The sequence below is a fragment of the Streptomyces sp. NPDC102437 genome (assembly GCF_044765565.1).
Taxonomy (GTDB): Bacteria; Actinomycetota; Actinomycetes; order Streptomycetales; family Streptomycetaceae; genus Streptomyces.
In genome coordinates this window covers 29003-44632 of the sequence record NZ_JBIWKI010000027.1, presented here as the reverse complement: position 1 = coordinate 44632, position 15630 = coordinate 29003, and the positions used below count along the sequence as shown (strand labels likewise).

Here is a 15630-nt window from a genome sequence, read left to right as displayed (position 1 = left end):
GTGGACAGCCCGGAGCCCGGACGAAACGCTGGCGTAGCATGCAGAGAAGTCGTCCGGTACCCCCCGCGGACTGGAACGGAAGGCCATCGCCGCGTGAATGCAACAGCCCCCAATGACCCCCTCGAAGCCAGGGACCGCCCCGCCCGCCTCACCGTCGGCGTCGTGGGCGCGGGCCGTGTCGGCCCCGCTCTGGCCGCGTCGCTCCAGCTCGCCGGGCACCGGCCGGTCGCCGTGTCCGGCGTCTCCGACGCCTCCGTGCGCAGGGCGGCCGCACTGCTGCCCGACGTACCGCTGGTGCCGCCCGCCGAGGTCCTCGCGCGCGCCGAGCTGGTGCTGCTGACCGTCCCCGACGACGCCCTGCCCGGCCTGGTCGAGGGCCTCGCCGAGACCGGCGCGGTGCGGCCGGGACAGCTGATCGTCCACACCTCTGGTCGGTACGGGACCGGCGTCCTGGACCCGGCGCTGCGGGCCGGCGCCCTGCCGCTCGCGCTGCACCCGGCGATGACTTTCACCGGCACCACCGTCGACGTCCAGCGGCTGGCCGGCTGCTCCTTCGGAGTGACCGCCCCCGAGGAGCTGCGGCTCGCGGCCGAGGCACTGGTCATCGAGATGGGCGGCGAGCCCGAATGGATCGCGGAGGAGTCGCGCCCGCTCTACCACGCGGCGCTCGCCCTCGGCGCGAACCACCTGGTCACCCTGGTCGCCCAGTCGATGGAGCTGCTGCGCACGGCCGGGGTCACCGCTCCCGACCGGATGCTCGGCCCCCTCCTCGGCGCCGCGCTCGACAACGCCCTGCGCTCCGGCGACGCCGCGCTGACCGGCCCGGTGGCGCGCGGCGACGCCGGTACGGTCGCCGCGCACATCGGCGAGCTGCGCAGGCACTCCCCGCAGGCCGTGGCCGGATACGTGGCGATGGCCCGCGCCACCGCCGACCGCGCGCTCGCCCACGGCATGCTCAAGCCGGAGCTGGCCGAGGACCTCCTCGGGGTCCTGGCCGACGGAACCGGCCCCGGCACCACGGACGGCACCGGATCACAGGAGCCCCGATGACCGACACGACCGGCACGCCCGGCACCCCCCGCCCCACCGCGCCGAGGACGCCCGCCGCAGCCCACGAGCCCGCGGCCACCCTGCTCCGTACCGCGGCCGAGCTCGGCGCCTTCGCCCCGCTCAAGGGCGTGCGGGCCGTCGTCATGACCATGGGCGCCCTGCACGAGGGCCACGCCACCCTGGTCCGCGCCGCACGCGCGGCGGCGGGCCCCGACGGCCAGGTGGTCGTCACCGTCTTCGTCAACCCGCTCCAGTTCGGCGAGGCCGCCGACCTGGACCGCTATCCCCGCACCCTCGACGCCGACCTCGCCGTGGCGGGCGCCGCCGGGGCGGACGCGGTCTTCGCGCCGTCCGTCGACGAGGTCTACCCCGGTGGCGAGCCGCAGGTCCGGATCTCCGCGGGGCCCATGGGCGAGCGGCTCGAAGGGGCCTCGCGCCCCGGACACTTCGACGGCATGCTCACCGTCGTCGCCAAGCTCCTCCACCTCACCCGCCCCGACGTCGCGTTCTTCGGGCAGAAGGACGCCCAGCAGCTGGCGCTGATCCGCCGCATGGTGCGCGATCTGAACTTCCCCGTGGAGATCGCAGGCGTGGAGACGGTCCGCGAGCCGGACGGCCTCGCGCTCTCCAGCCGCAACCGCTTCCTGGACGCGGAGGAACGGCACACCGCCCTCGCCCTGTCCCGGGCCCTGTTCGCCGCCCGCGACCGGCTCGCCGCCCAGCAGGCGCTGCACGCCCGCGCCCGGACCACCTCGGCCACCACCGGCCGGGCCGCCGCGCTCACCGCGCTCGGCGAGGCCCGCGCCGCAGCCGACACCCAGGCGGTGGCCCTGGCCCGCCCGGTCGACGGCCCCTCCGCGGTACGGGCGGCCGCACTCCTGATCCTCGAGGACGCGGCGGCCGCGCAACCCCCGCTCGCCCTGGACTACCTGGCGCTGGTGGACCCGGCCGACTTCACCGAGATCCCCGACGACCGCACCACCGGCGAGGCGGTCCTCGCCGTCGCCGCGAGGGTCGGCAAGACCCGCCTCATCGACAACATCCCGCTGACCTTCGGAGCCACCACGTGACCGGAATACGGCTGACCGCCCCCGCCCCCGGCTGGTCCATCGACGCCGACGTCGTGGTGGTCGGTTCCGGCGTGGCCGGTCTCACCACCGCACTGCGCTGCGCCGCCGCGGGCCTCGCCACCGTCGTCGTCACCAAGGCCCGCCTCGACGACGGCTCCACCCGCTGGGCGCAGGGCGGTATCGCGGCCGCCCTCGGCGAGGGCGACACCCCCGAGCAGCACCTGGACGACACTCTGGTCGCGGGCGTCGGTCTGTGCGACGAGGCGGCGGTTCGGATTCTGGTCACCGAGGGCCCGGACGCGGTACGCCGGCTGATCGGGACCGGCGCCCACTTCGACACCACGGAGAGCGGCGACATCGCGCTGACCCGGGAGGGCGGCCACCACCGCCGCCGCATCGCCCACGCGGGTGGCGACGCCACGGGCGCCGAGATCTCCCGCACCCTGGTCGAGGCGGTCCGCGAGGCCGCCCTGCACACCGTGGAGAACGCGCTCGTACTGGACCTCCAAACCGACGCCGAAGGCCGTACCGCGGGCGTCACGCTGCACGTCATGGGCGAGGGCCAGCACGACGGCGTCGGCGCGGTCCGGGCCCCCGCGGTGGTCCTCGCCACCGGCGGCATGGGCCAGGTCTTCTCGGCCACCACCAACCCAGCGGTCTCCACCGGCGACGGCGTGGCGCTGGCGCTGCGGGCCGGCGCCGAGGTCTCCGACCTGGAGTTCGTCCAGTTCCACCCGACGGTCCTCTTCCTCGGCGCCGGCTCCGAGGGCCAGCAGCCGCTGGTCTCGGAGGCGGTACGGGGCGAGGGCGCCCATCTCGTCGACGCGTCCGGCACCCGCTTCATGCTCGGACAGCACGATCTGGCGGAGCTGGCCCCGCGCGACATCGTCGCCAAGGCCATCACCCGCCGGATGGAGCTGCTCGGCGCCGAGCACATGTATCTCGACGCCCGCCACTTCGGCGCCGGGATGTGGGAGCAGCGCTTCCCGACGATCCTGGCGGCCTGCCGCGCCCACGGCATCGACCCGGTCACCGAACCGATCCCGGTCGCCCCCGCCGCGCACTACGCCTCCGGCGGCATCCGCACCGACCTGCGGGGACGTACCACGGTGCCCGGCCTGTACGCCTGCGGCGAGGTCGCCTGCACCGGTGTGCACGGCGCGAACCGGCTGGCGTCCAACTCCCTCCTGGAGGGCCTCGTCTTCGCCGAGCGCATCGCGGCGGACATCGTCGAGGACCGGCCCGCCGCGGGCCCCGCGGAGACCGGAGACGGCCACGCGCCTTCCCCGCTGATCGCCCCGGAGGCCCGGTCCACGATCCAGCGCATCATGACCCGGGGCGCCGGAGTGCTGCGCTCCGCCGAGAGCCTGGCCGCCGCCGCCGACGAGCTGGAGGCCCTCCACGACAGCGCCGCCCTGGCCGTGGAGGCGGACGAGCCCAAGGTCGCGGTGCCCGGCGTCGAGGCGTGGGAGGTCACCAACCTGCTGCTCGTCTCGCGCGTCCTGGTCGCCGCCGCCCGGCAGCGCGAGGAGACCCGCGGCTGCCACTGGCGCGAGGACCGGCCGGAGCGCGACGACGAGAACTGGCGCCGCCACCTCGTCGTCCGGCTCACGCCGGAGCGCGTCCCGGTCCTCCGTCGGACGGAGACCGAGGCATTCGGGCCCGTACGCCCCGCGCAGGGACCAGACTGCGCAGCAGCACCCCCCACCCACCCCGCCGATGTCACCGAGGAGCCGTAACCGTGAGCACGCCCGAAGAGAATCCGCGCCCCACACCCGTGGACGTACCGCTGGTCCGGATCGGGGCGCCCGCACCGTCCGCGGGCGGCTGCGGGGATGGCTGCGGCTGCGGAGGTGACGAGTTCGACGCGCTGGAGTGCGGCCTCGACCCCGCCCTCGCCCAGCTCCTCGCCGACGCGGGCCTGGACCCGGTCCAGGTCGAGGACGTCGCGCACGTCGCCATCGAGGAGGACCTGGACGGCGGGGTGGACGTCACCACCGTCGCGACCGTCGCCGAGGACGCCGTGGCCACCGGTGACTTCACGGCCCGTGAGGCGGGCGTAGTGGCCGGTCTGCGCATCGCCGAGGCCGTCCTGTCCATCGTCTGCACGGAAGAGTTCGCGGTCGAGCGCCACGTCGAGGACGGCGACCGGGTCGCCCCCGGCCAGAAGCTGCTGACCGTCACCACCCGCACCCGCGACCTGCTCACCGGCGAGCGCAGCGCGCTCAACCTGCTGTGCCGGCTCTCCGGCATCGCGACAGCCACCCGCGCCTGGGCCGATGTCCTCGAAGGCACCAAGGCCAAGGTCCGCGACACCCGCAAGACCACCCCTGGCCTGCGCGCCATGGAGAAGTACGCGGTGCGCTGCGGCGGCGGCGTCAACCACCGGATGTCGCTGTCGGACGCGGCGCTGGTCAAGGACAACCACGTCATCGCGGCGGGCGGCGTGGCCGAGGCATTCAAACGGGTGCGGGACGAGTTCCCGGACGTACCGATCGAGGTCGAGGTCGACACCCTCCAGCAGGTCCGCGAGGTGCTCGACGCGGGCGCCGACCTGATCCTGCTGGACAACTTCACCCCGCTCCAGACGGCCGAGGCGGTCGCCCTGACCGGCGGCCGCGCGGTCCTGGAGTCCTCCGGCCGGCTCACCCTGGACATCGCCCGCGCCTACGCCGAGGCGGGCGTCGACTACCTGGCCGTCGGCGCGCTCACCCACTCCTCGCCGATCCTCGACATCGGTCTGGACTTCCGCGACACCGACGGGGCCGGCGTCTGATGCTGCTCACCATCGACGTCGGCAACACCCACACCGTCCTCGGCCTGTTCGACGGCGAGGAGATCGTCGAGCACTGGCGGATCTCCACCGACGCCCGCCGCACCGCCGACGAGCTCGCCGTGCTGCTCCAGGGCCTGATGGGCATGCACCCGCTGCTCGGCATGGAGCTGGGCGACGGCATCGAGGGCATCGCGATCTGCTCCACGGTCCCGGCCGTCCTGCACGAGCTGCGCGAGGTTACCCGCCGCTACTACGGCGACGTCCCCGCCGTCCTCGTCGAGCCGGGCATCAAGACCGGGGTGCCGATCCTGATGGACAACCCGAAGGAGGTCGGCGCGGACCGCATCATCAACGCGGTCGCCGCCGTCGACCTGTACGGCGGTCCGGCGATCGTCGTCGACTTCGGCACGGCCACCACCTTCGACGCGGTCTCCGCCCGGGGGGAGTACACCGGCGGTGTCATCGCCCCCGGCATCGAGATCTCCGTCGAGGCGCTCGGCGTCAAGGGCGCCCAGCTCCGCAAGATCGAGCTGGCCAGGCCGCGCAGCGTGATCGGCAAGAACACGGTCGAGGCGATGCAGTCGGGCATCATCTACGGCTTCGCCGGCCAGGTGGACGGCGTCGTGGCGCGGATGAAGAAGGAGCTGGCGGCCGACCCGGAGGACGTCACCGTCATCGCGACGGGCGGCCTTGCGCCGATGGTGTTGGGCGAGTCCTCCGTCATCGACGAGCACGAGCCCTGGCTCACCCTCATCGGCCTGCGCCTGGTGTACGAGCGGAACGTGTCCCGGATGTAGCGGATACCGGCCGTACCTGCGGGAACGGCTCGCGGTGGCGGTGCGGCGCCGCCGCGCCGCCGACGGCCAGCTAAGCCGATATTGTCCATTTAGCACGTATTGTCGCGCTATGCCCACGCCATACGGATCACGCGGCGGCATGGCGTTCAGCGCGGACGAGCTGCGGGTGCTCCGACGTGCCCTCGCCATCGCCCTCCACCCCATGCCTCTGCCGGACGAGGACGTCCAGGACTGTCTGCGGCTGGCCGGTGCCGTGGACGAGGCGGTCGGCGAGGCGGGACGGCTGCGCACGTTCCTCCTCGCCGACCTCGTCCGCTACCGCAACGCCCTCCCCGGCTCCGTCAGTGGCTACCTGGAGCTGCTCCAGGACGCACTGGCGGGCGGATACGACCCCGGCCCCGACGACCTCGCGGCGCTGCGCGCCCTGCGCCACAGGCCGGTGGCCGCGGCGCTCCTGGCGCGCTGCCAGGTGCTCGCGGAGCGGTCGGTACGGGCCCGCCTCGCCGGACACGCCGTGTCGGCGAAGGCCCCCGCGCCGCGCAGCCGGCTCCTCGCCCTGCCCGGCGGCCGGGCCGCCGCCGAAGCTGAACCCGAACGGCCCAAGGCCCCGGCGGAACCCGCCCGGCCCACCCGGCCGGCCGGGCGCCCCGCGCCGAAGCCCTCGGAGGTCTTCCCGCCCCGCCGCCGTCCCGTCCCGTCGCCGCAGCAACGCGCCGCGGGATAGGGCCTCTCGGGAGGGGCGGCGCAAAAGCCGGTACCGGCCTCGTTACTCTGGACGGCATGGACTACGTATCCGCGCTCCTGCCCCCCGTGGTGATGGCCGCCTTCTTCATCGGCCTCGTCGTGACGATCGTCAAGAGCCAGGGCGGTCCCAACAAGGCCAAGGAGGACGCGGCCGTGGACCTGGCGATCGGCCGCGCCGAGTCCGTCCAGCAGGCTCCGCGGACCGACGGCGCCTGACCCCGCCACCCCGCAGCACACGAAGGGCGCACGACTCCGCCGGAGCCGTGCGCCCTTTTGTCGCACCAAATAGATCGGCCATTCCAGGCATCTGGCACTAAAGTGACATTGTGCCCCGCCAATTGGGAGATCTGGAAGACGCCGTGATGACACGGGTCTGGCAATGGAACCGTCCGGTAACCGTGCGGGAAGTCCTTGAGGACCTTCAGCGGGAACGCTCCATCGCCTACACCACCGTCATGACGGTAATGGACAATCTCCATCAGAAGGGCTGGGTGCGCAGGGAAGTCGACGGCCGCGCATATAGATATACGGCGGTCTCCACCCGCGCCGCCTACTCGGCCGCACTGATGAACGAAGCATGGTCGCGCAGCGACAACCCCGCGGCCGCTCTTGTCGCGTTCTTCGGCATGATGTCCGCCGAGCAGCGCGAAGCGCTCAAGGACGCCATGCGGATCGTTCAGCCCACCATCTCCGGAACCCCCGAGCCGCAGTCCGGCGAACCCGCCGGCGAACGGGCCGAAGCGGCGGCCGGTGAAGAGGCCGGTGAAGCGGCGGGAGATCCGGCCGATGGGGCGGGCCCGGAGGCCGGGCGATAGCGTCGGGGTATGTCCTCAGAGCTTCCGCGAGCCGATTCCCGTACCGAACCGCCGGCCATAAACACGGCCATCACAGTCCGGCGTGCCAGGACCAACGATGTGGCATCGGTCCGCCGTCTCCTCGACGGGTACGTACGTGAAGGCATCCTGCTCGACAAAGCGACCGTCACGCTTTACGAGGACATCCAGGAGTTCTGGATCGCGGAACGCGACGAGGATGCCCGGGTCATCGGCTGCGGCGCACTGCACGTGATGTGGGAAGACCTCGCCGAAGTGCGTACTCTCGCCGTCGACCACAGCATCAGGGGCGCCGGAGTCGGCCATCAAGTGCTGGACAAGTTGCTGCAGACCGCCCGATGGCTGGGTGTGCGACGGGTTTTCTGTCTCACCTTCGAAGTCGACTTCTTCGCGAAGCACGGCTTCGTGGAGATCGGAGAGACACCGGTCGACGGAGATGTCTACAGCGAGCTGCTGCGTTCCTATGACGAGGGCGTGGCAGAGTTCCTGGGTCTCGAACGAGTGAAGCCGAACACCTTGGGCAACAGCCGGATGCTTCTGCATCTGTGAGCGCCATCTGCGACCGCCACAAGAAGCGGAACCCTATGTCCGAATCGCGCACGTTTCCCGTCTTCCCGCGATCCTGAACCTCTCCCGGGGGTTTGTGTTTTTCAGGGAAAAGCGGTTTCCTTTCCGCGTACTGCATTTTCGATGAAAGGGAATCCAGTGGCACAGAAGGTTCAGGTCCTTCTTGTCGATGACCTCGACGGCGGCGAGGCGGACGAGACGGTCACGTTCGCTCTCGATGGCAAGACGTACGAGATTGACCTCACGACGAGCAACGCGGACAAGCTCCGTGGTCTTCTTGAGCCGTACACCAAGGGTGGCCGGCGTACGGGTGGCCGCGCGGCGTCCGGCCGTGGCAAGGGCCGCGCCGTTACGGGTGGCAACAAGGACACCGCCGAGATCCGTAAGTGGGCCCGCGAGAACGGCCACAATGTGAATGACCGTGGCCGTGTGCCCGCGGAGATCCGCGAAGCTTACGAGAAGGCCAACGGCTGAGCTGTCGACCCATCCGTCGACGGTCCCGTTCGGGCACGCATCAACCGGGCCCGGTGGCATTCCGTCGCCACCGCGTCCACCAGCCGTACGAGATCGGGAGCACCCCCACCCCTGCTCCCGAGGCCGGTGAGGGCCGGGAGCTCCGACCCTTCCTCGTGCCGTAGCCCGGGGGGCCGCAGCCATGCAGCGGTCCCCGGCCGGCCCGCCATCCGCCCCGGCGGTACCGGCGCGGTGATCCGGCCGCCCGCGCCGATGGCGGTCAGTGAGAGGGCGACGCCTCCCCACTCCAGCCAGTCGAGCAGTCCGGGCAGCTCGTCCGCGCTCCCCACGGCGACCAGCAGGCTCATCCGCGCGCCCGACAGCGCCACGGGCCCGATGCGGTCCAGCCGCCGCAGCGCCGCGTGACCGGCGGCCGCAGGGACCTGGAGCACGTCGAACCGCAGCCCGGTCAGCAGCCGCACAGGCGCAGTGCCCGCCGTCGCCCAGCCGAGCTCGCGTTCGTACCACTGCGCCCAGCGGGCGCAGTCGCCGCTCTTCCGCTCGCCGGTGACCGATGACGCGGGGGACGGGACGGTGATGGCCATGCCCGGAAGAACGGCCTGGGCACCCCGGGGGTTACGCAGAGTTCACGAGTGGATGCGCAATGTGTCCGGGATGGGGGCGTAGGGGCGTATTGGCGAGCGCCAATATGTTCGCCCGTAGCGGAGGGAACCGGCGCGCGCCGCATGGACTGTCTGTAATTGCGGGTAAGACATCCCTAGTGGGAAGGGGCGGCACGCAGGTTCGGGCGTCTCACGTTCGCCGTCGGCGTACTGGCGAAAGGGGTATCTGCCTGGCCTGCGGGAACATCGTCTCGCACCATCGGGTTGGAGAAGTTGTCAGCGTTCGGGGCAGGAGGCCAAGGACGGTGTCGGCAGTTGGAATGAGCGGTCCCCGCTTGCGGGACTAAGCTGCGGAAGGACAGGGAGGGGACCGACCCCTTACTGCCTGACCGCTCTGAGGAGCGATTAACGATGTTCGAGAGGTTCACCGACCGCGCGCGGCGGGTTGTCGTCCTGGCTCAGGAAGAAGCCCGGATGCTCAACCACAACTACATCGGCACCGAGCACATCCTCCTGGGCCTTATCCACGAGGGTGAGGGTGTCGCCGCTAAGGCCCTGGAGAGCCTCGGGATTTCGCTCGAGGCGGTCCGCCAGCAGGTGGAGGAGATCATCGGCCAGGGCCAGCAGGCCCCGTCCGGGCACATCCCCTTCACGCCCCGGGCCAAGAAGGTCCTGGAGCTGTCGCTCCGCGAGGCCCTTCAGCTCGGCCACAACTACATCGGCACCGAGCACATCCTGCTCGGCCTGATCCGCGAGGGCGAGGGCGTCGCCGCCCAGGTCCTCGTGAAGCTCGGCGCCGACCTGAACCGGGTGCGGCAGCAGGTCATCCAGCTGCTCTCCGGCTACTCGGGCAGCAAGGAGGCGGCGACGGCGGGCGGCCCCGCGGAAGGCACGCCCTCCACGTCGCTGGTGCTCGACCAGTTCGGCCGGAATCTCACCCAGGCCGCTCGCGAATCCAAGCTCGACCCGGTCATCGGGCGCGAGAAGGAGATCGAGCGGGTCATGCAGGTGCTTTCCCGCCGTACCAAGAACAACCCGGTTCTCATCGGCGAGCCCGGCGTCGGCAAGACGGCGGTCGTCGAGGGACTGGCTCAGGCCATCGTCAAGGGCGAGGTGCCCGAGACCCTCAAGGACAAGCACCTCTACACCCTGGATCTCGGCGCGCTGGTCGCCGGCTCCCGCTACCGCGGTGACTTCGAGGAGCGCCTGAAGAAGGTCCTCAAGGAGATCCGCACCCGCGGCGACATCATCCTGTTCATCGACGAGCTCCACACCCTCGTGGGTGCGGGTGCCGCCGAGGGCGCGATCGACGCCGCCAGCATCCTCAAGCCGATGCTGGCCCGCGGTGAGCTCCAGACCATCGGTGCCACGACGCTCGACGAGTACCGCAAGCACCTGGAGAAGGACGCCGCGCTGGAGCGCCGCTTCCAGCCCATCCAGGTCGCGGAGCCGTCGCTGCCGCACACCATCGAGATCCTCAAGGGTCTGCGCGACCGCTACGAGGCCCACCACCGCGTCTCCATCACGGACGAGGCGCTGGTCCAGGCCGCGACGCTGGCCGACCGGTACATCTCGGACCGCTTCCTGCCGGACAAGGCGATCGACCTGATCGACGAGGCCGGATCCCGGATGCGCATCCGCCGGATGACCGCGCCGCCGGACCTCCGCGAGTTCGACGAGAAGATCGCGGGCGTCCGCCGCGACAAGGAGTCCGCGATCGACTCGCAGGACTTCGAGAAGGCCGCGTCCCTGCGCGACAAGGAGAAGCAGCTCCTCGCCGCGAAGACCAAGCGCGAGAAGGAGTGGAAGGCCGGCGACATGGACGTCGTGGCCGAGGTCGACGGCGAGCTCATCGCCGAGGTCCTGGCCACCGCGACCGGCATCCCGGTCTTCAAGCTGACTGAGGAGGAGTCCTCCCGCCTGCTGCGCATGGAGGACGAGCTCCACAAGCGCGTCATCGGGCAGAAGGACGCCATCAAGGCCCTCTCGCAGGCGATCCGCCGTACGCGAGCCGGCCTGAAGGACCCGAAGCGCCCCGGTGGCTCGTTCATCTTCGCCGGCCCGTCCGGTGTCGGTAAGACGGAGCTCTCCAAGACGCTCGCCGAATTCCTCTTCGGCGACGAGGACGCGCTGATTTCCCTCGACATGTCGGAGTTCAGCGAGAAGCACACGGTTTCCCGTCTCTTCGGTTCTCCCCCCGGTTACGTGGGTTACGAAGAGGGCGGTCAGCTCACCGAGAAGGTGCGCCGCAAGCCGTTCTCCGTCGTCCTCTTCGACGAGGTCGAGAAGGCGCACCCCGATATCTTCAATTCCCTGCTCCAGATTCTGGAAGACGGTCGCCTGACCGACTCCCAGGGCCGGGTCGTGGACTTCAAGAACACGGTCATCATCATGACGACCAACCTCGGGACGCGGGACATCTCGAAGGGCTTCAACCTGGGCTTCGCCGCCCAGGGCGACGTCAAGACCGGCTACGAGCGGATGAAGAACAAGGTCAACGAGGAGCTCAAGCAGCACTTCCGGCCCGAGTTCCTCAACCGTGTCGACGACACGGTCGTCTTCCACCAGCTCAGCCAGGAAGACATCATCCAGATCGTCGACCTGATGATCGCCAAGGTGGACGAGCGTCTGAAGGACCGCGACATGGGCATCGAGCTCAGCGGTGAGGCCAAGACGCTCCTCGCCAAGAAGGGCTACGACCCCGTGATGGGCGCCCGGCCGCTGCGCCGGACGATCCAGCGCGAGATCGAGGACATCCTCTCCGAGAAGATCCTCTTCGGTGAGCTGCGCCCCGGTCACATCGTGGTCGTCGGCACCGAGGGCGAGGGTGAGGAGAAGACCTTCACCTTCCGCGGCGAGGAGAAGTCGGCCCTGCCCGACGTCCCCCCGATCGAGCAGGCGGCAGGCGGCGCGGGCCCGAACATGTCGAAGGACGTGTGAGGACGCCCCCGAGCGCCTGAGCAGAAGTAGAAGGGGCTGCCCCGGAACCGTGCGAAACGGTCCGGGGCAGCCCCTTTCGGGTGTGGTCAGCGGCTTACGTCGAGGCCTTGGCCGCCCCTGATCGCCGCGTGACCCGTGACGGTCACCCGGCACTCGGGCATCGCCTGCAACGGGGACAGGTCGACGTGCCTGACATGCAGGGGCGGAGTGAGCACCAGCCACTCCAGCGCGGGGAAGACCCGGGGGATCGTTTCGAGCCCGAGCGCGTCGGCGCCGGGACGGAGCAGCAGATCCCTGACGGAAGGAACGGGCTGCTCGTCGCCGAACTCCGTCAGGGACGCCAGGATCAGGGCGACGTGGGTCACCTGTGGCGCCCTCCGGAGAGCGGCGAGCAGTGGCCGGACCGGCGTGAGGGTTTCCAGTTCGAGCTGCTGCAGGCGCGTCCAGCCGTCGAGCGAGTCGATCCCCAGCGAGCCCGTCCCGTCGATGGCCAGTGAGCGCAGTTCGGGGTGGGTGGGCAACAGGGTCAGCCGCTCGGCCGTCACGTGGCTGAGCCGCAGGCGGCTCAGTTCCCTCGAAGCCGTGGCGACCAGCGCGTCGTCGGGGATGTGGCTCATGTCCAGCGCGACCATCTTCAGCGCAGGGAGTCCGGTGAGCGGGCCGAGGTCCCGTACGGCCGGACAGATGGTCAGGGACAGGGTCTTGAGTCGCTCGGCGCAGTCCGCCAGGAAAGACAGGTCCGTCATGCAGGGGTTCTGCCGGAAGATCAGATCGTTCCAGGGCCTGTCGCGCAGAGCGGCGTGGAGTTCGGCCGAGCCGAAGCACCCGATGATCTGCAGGTCCGCGGCGGCCGGCAGGTGGCGCAGCGCTGCCAGCTTCTCCGGGGAGTCGATGTTCAGGGTGTGGTGATCCAGCTGCGCGAGGACCTGGCGGGCGTACTTCTCCACCGGGTACCTGTCCCAGTCCACCCTGAACAGGTAGCTGAGCTCAGGGTGTGCGAGTGCCCAGCGGCGGGCGTGCGGTACGGCCTCCGCCCCGCCGATCTCGTTGATCAGGTCGACGCAGGGGCGGGCCTGCTCCTTGGCGGGCGCGTGGGCCGGGTCGGGCAGGAACTCCAGAGCGGCCGGACCGAGGTGGGCGAGCAGCCGTACGTCCTTGTCGTTCCTCGGCGGGAACAGCGCCCCGACGGCCGAGCGGACCCTGTCCCGTGTCGTCTCGTCCAGCCAGGTCGCGTGCTGTGCGCAGAGCGCGGCCAGGACGACGATCTCGTTCCTGGTCACGGTGTCGCCGGGGCCGGGCTGCGCGTCCAGCAGTCCATTGACCAGTACGGGGTGTTCGCGGCGCCCGCAGTGGCCGGCCGACAGCCGGATGACGTCGTACCAGTTCTGTGTGCCCGCCCGGCCGAGCAGTTCGTTCAGCTGGTCGCCCTCGACGAACTCCTTTGCTGCGAGGAAGTCCTGGAAGGTGCGGTGGGCGAACTGGTAGACGTCGTCGGTACGTTCCTGGAGTACGCCGCTGCGGTTCAGCAGATGGGTCAGGATCTCCTCGGCCGAGCCCTGGGCGCGCAGCCGTTCCATGCCCGGCAGGGCGCGTTCCAGCTGGTGCAGTGCCGCTGAGCGGTGGAGCTCCGACTGGCCGCCCCGCACCAGCCAGATCGCGATGCGCTGGAGCAGCTGGGCCTGCTCCTCCACGCTCATCGTGATGCCCTCGGGGGCCTCGATCCTGCGCTGCTTGTCGCGGTCGCCGAGCAGCATGGTGAGGGCCGAGTCGTACAGGCTCCAGCGGGTCTCCGGCAGGATGCCCTGGCGGCGGCGGTGCAGGGCGCAGATCACCGCGCAGAGCAGCGGCGTACGGGCCAGGTTTCGCAGGGTCCGGTTCTGGGCGAACTGCTGGATCAGGTCCCTTTCCAGCATGCCGAGCGTCTCGTGGTCGTCGTCGTCCAGCCGGGCGGCCCGGTGCCAGGCGGCGACGAAGGCCTCGATGTCCCCGTCCCGCATCGGCAGCAGCCACAGCTCCTCGAAGTCCTGGGACCTCAGCCAGCCCGGCTCGACGGCCAGCGGGCGCACCGTTGCCACGCAGCGGATGTCCGGGTAGCGCTCCAGGAGGCGGGACAGCCACTCGTGGGCCTGCTCGCGGTCGTCGCGCGGGACCTCGTCCAGGCCGTCGACCAGCAGCAGCGCCCGGCCGGATTCCAGCACCCGGCCGACCCAGCCCTCGGGGGCCGCGTCGATCACCAGCCGGGCCGCGTCCGGCAGCTGGGCGGGGGCGGGGAACGTACCGCCCTGGGCGCGCAGGGTGCGCAGCGGCACGACGAACGGGACCAGGCCGTTGAGCGGGGCCAGCTGCGCGCCCAGCGTGCCGGCCGAGGCGTGGGCGGCCAGCCACCACAGCAGCGTGGTCTTGCCGGCGCCCGCGTCGCCGCGCAGCAGGACCCGGGGACGGTCGGGGAGCAGCGCGTCGATCCGCTGCGGCGGCGGACCCGCTTCCCCGGCGTTCTGCTGGGCCTCCAGGCTCAGGTACGCGGTGTCCAGGTCCCATTCGGAGTCGCGCCGGCCCAGCTCGTCGAGGCCGAAGATCTTCGTCCGGCGGTACGCGGCCCCGAGCGCCACCGCGTACTCCTCCTCGTACCGCGCGTCCCTGGGGAAGCGGCCATGGACCCGCTCGTGGCGCAGCGCCGTGGCGGTCTGCCGGTAGACCAGTTCGAACGGGTGCGAGCGGATGAGCGGGGCGATCGGTACGCACTCCACGCGCCGGCCGCCGCGCTGCCGGGGGATCTGCCGGGCGATGCCGATGAGGACGTTCCCGGCGAAAACCGGGCCGCCGGACATCCCGCGCAGTGACGGGGGCTCCGAGTCGTCGCCGGGAGGCGGCGGGCCGTCCAGCTCGCAGACCAGCAGTCCGCGCAGCTGTCCGGCCATCGGCAGGGCGGTGGCCGTGTACTGGTCGGTCTCCAGATGACCCTCGGGGCCGTACCGCTGGATGTCGGGGAAGCCGGTGATCTCGCATCCGGGGACCGCTTGCTCGGAGTGGAGGATGCCGAGCCGTACGGGAGCGACGGGGACGATCGGGGTGTGGGCCAGCAGGAGGGCGGCGTCGAGGTCGTGGTCGATCCAGGCGATCGTGGCGGTGGCGTGGTCCGCCCGCTCCGGGTGGGCGATGGTGGCCTGGCTGCCGCCCTTGACCACGTGGGCGCAGGTCAGCACGAGCCGGTGGGTGAGCAGGGCGCCGCTGCCCTGGACGGATCCGGCGCCGAGGACGACGACCGTGCGGGCCGCGGTTGCGGTGGGCGGCGCGGTGCTCACGGCCGTGCCGTTCCGCCGCCGAAGTGTGCCGTGCTGCCCCGGTCGTCGTTGCCGATCTGCCAGGGCCCGCCGGTCGTGACGTCGCGCGGTTTCAGGGTGAACGCGACCTTGTGGGTGCGGCCGGTCGCGCGGGAGGCGTCGGCGCCCGCCTCGACCACCCAGGCCTTGACCTTGCTCCCGCCCTTGATCTCCTTGCGGAGTTCGAGGGTGAACTCCATCTGGATGTCGCCGACCTCGAAGGCCACGGGGCGGCCGGTGGCGCGGCCCGCGGCGTCGATGAGCTGGTTGCGGATCGACTCGACGGCATCGGCGAGTTCGATGCCGTCCATGTCGCTGGTGTCTGCGGCGTCACTGGCCATGGTGCGTCCCCCGGAGTCGGCCTCGTGGTCGTCGTATCAGCCTAGTCAGCGCACAGGCCGAAGGTCCCGAAACGGACGGGCTTCGGCCCGCCGGCGGTGACAAGGCGCACAGCCCG

Annotated in this window: 14 protein-coding genes; 11 read left to right on the top strand and 3 right to left on the bottom strand. The window is 71.2% G+C overall.

The genetic code is table 11. The features are described from left to right. The first annotated feature begins 93 nt into the window (after positions 1-93). The 10 genes from ACIRJP_RS29115 to ACIRJP_RS29070 all read left to right on the top strand — a co-directional run bounded on the left by ACIRJP_RS29115 (position 94) and on the right by ACIRJP_RS29070 (position 8311). Entirely contained in the window at positions 94-1050 is a 957-nt protein-coding gene (locus ACIRJP_RS29115; protein ID WP_404180250.1) for a Rossmann-like and DUF2520 domain-containing protein, read from the top strand. Next, the gene (panC, locus tag ACIRJP_RS29110) at positions 1047-2120 is read left to right on the top strand and encodes a pantoate--beta-alanine ligase (protein WP_404180247.1); all 1074 of its coding nucleotides are present in this window, start codon (positions 1047-1049) and stop codon (positions 2118-2120) included. Before ACIRJP_RS29115 ends, panC begins: the two co-directional genes overlap by 4 nt. Continuing rightward, positions 2117-3859, top strand: coding sequence for an L-aspartate oxidase (locus tag ACIRJP_RS29105; RefSeq protein WP_404180244.1), 1743 nt, complete (start codon positions 2117-2119; stop codon positions 3857-3859). The genes panC and ACIRJP_RS29105 overlap by 4 nt, the downstream gene beginning before the upstream one ends. Before the next feature lie 2 nt (positions 3860-3861). Then, positions 3862-4896 carry a carboxylating nicotinate-nucleotide diphosphorylase gene (gene nadC / locus ACIRJP_RS29100; RefSeq protein ID WP_404180241.1) on the top strand — a complete coding sequence of 345 codons (1035 nt, stop codon included), beginning with the start codon at positions 3862-3864 and terminating at the stop codon, positions 4894-4896. Then, the gene (locus tag ACIRJP_RS29095) at positions 4896-5693 is read left to right on the top strand and encodes a type III pantothenate kinase (RefSeq protein WP_266731910.1); all 798 of its coding nucleotides are present in this window, start codon (positions 4896-4898) and stop codon (positions 5691-5693) included. Before nadC ends, ACIRJP_RS29095 begins: the two co-directional genes overlap by 1 nt. Positions 5694-5832: 139 nt before the next feature. After that, the gene (locus tag ACIRJP_RS29090) at positions 5833-6417 is read left to right on the top strand and encodes a hypothetical protein (protein ID WP_404180405.1); all 585 of its coding nucleotides are present in this window, start codon (positions 5833-5835) and stop codon (positions 6415-6417) included. Between the two features lie 56 nt (positions 6418-6473). Further along, complete coding sequence (locus ACIRJP_RS29085; RefSeq protein ID WP_358948768.1) at positions 6474-6653, top strand: hypothetical protein; 180 nt, start codon at positions 6474-6476, stop codon at positions 6651-6653. Between the two features lie 110 nt (positions 6654-6763). Then, positions 6764-7252 carry a BlaI/MecI/CopY family transcriptional regulator gene (locus ACIRJP_RS29080; protein ID WP_404180237.1) on the top strand — a complete coding sequence of 163 codons (489 nt, stop codon included), beginning with the start codon at positions 6764-6766 and terminating at the stop codon, positions 7250-7252. 9 nt (positions 7253-7261) lie between these two features. Next, complete coding sequence (locus ACIRJP_RS29075; protein ID WP_404180234.1) at positions 7262-7819, top strand: amino-acid N-acetyltransferase; 558 nt, start codon at positions 7262-7264, stop codon at positions 7817-7819. Between the two features lie 156 nt (positions 7820-7975). Then, positions 7976-8311: an Lsr2 family protein gene (locus ACIRJP_RS29070; RefSeq protein ID WP_072487060.1), complete on the top strand. Its 336-nt coding sequence runs from the start codon at positions 7976-7978 to the stop codon at positions 8309-8311. Here ACIRJP_RS29070 and ACIRJP_RS29065 read toward each other — a convergent pair. After that, the gene (locus ACIRJP_RS29065; protein ID WP_404180231.1) at positions 8290-8895 is read right to left on the bottom strand and encodes an SCO3374 family protein; all 606 of its coding nucleotides are present in this window, start codon (positions 8893-8895) and stop codon (positions 8290-8292) included. The genes ACIRJP_RS29070 and ACIRJP_RS29065 overlap by 22 nt on opposite strands. A gap of 429 nt (positions 8896-9324) precedes the next feature. Between ACIRJP_RS29065 and ACIRJP_RS29060 the strand changes: the two genes are divergently transcribed. Next, positions 9325-11853 carry an ATP-dependent Clp protease ATP-binding subunit gene (locus ACIRJP_RS29060; RefSeq protein ID WP_342284700.1) on the top strand — a complete coding sequence of 843 codons (2529 nt, stop codon included), beginning with the start codon at positions 9325-9327 and terminating at the stop codon, positions 11851-11853. Between the two features lie 86 nt (positions 11854-11939). Here the strand turns inward: ACIRJP_RS29060 and ACIRJP_RS29055 are convergent, their stop codons facing one another. Next, positions 11940-15155, bottom strand: a complete 3216-nt coding sequence (locus tag ACIRJP_RS29055; RefSeq protein WP_404180228.1) for an NACHT domain-containing protein — start codon at positions 15153-15155, stop codon at positions 11940-11942. Next, positions 15152-15514 (bottom strand): trypco2 family protein, encoded by a 363-nt coding sequence (locus ACIRJP_RS29050; protein ID WP_404180225.1) that lies wholly within the window; start codon positions 15512-15514, stop codon positions 15152-15154. Before ACIRJP_RS29050 ends, ACIRJP_RS29055 begins: the two co-directional genes overlap by 4 nt. Positions 15515-15630 lie beyond the last annotated feature (116 nt).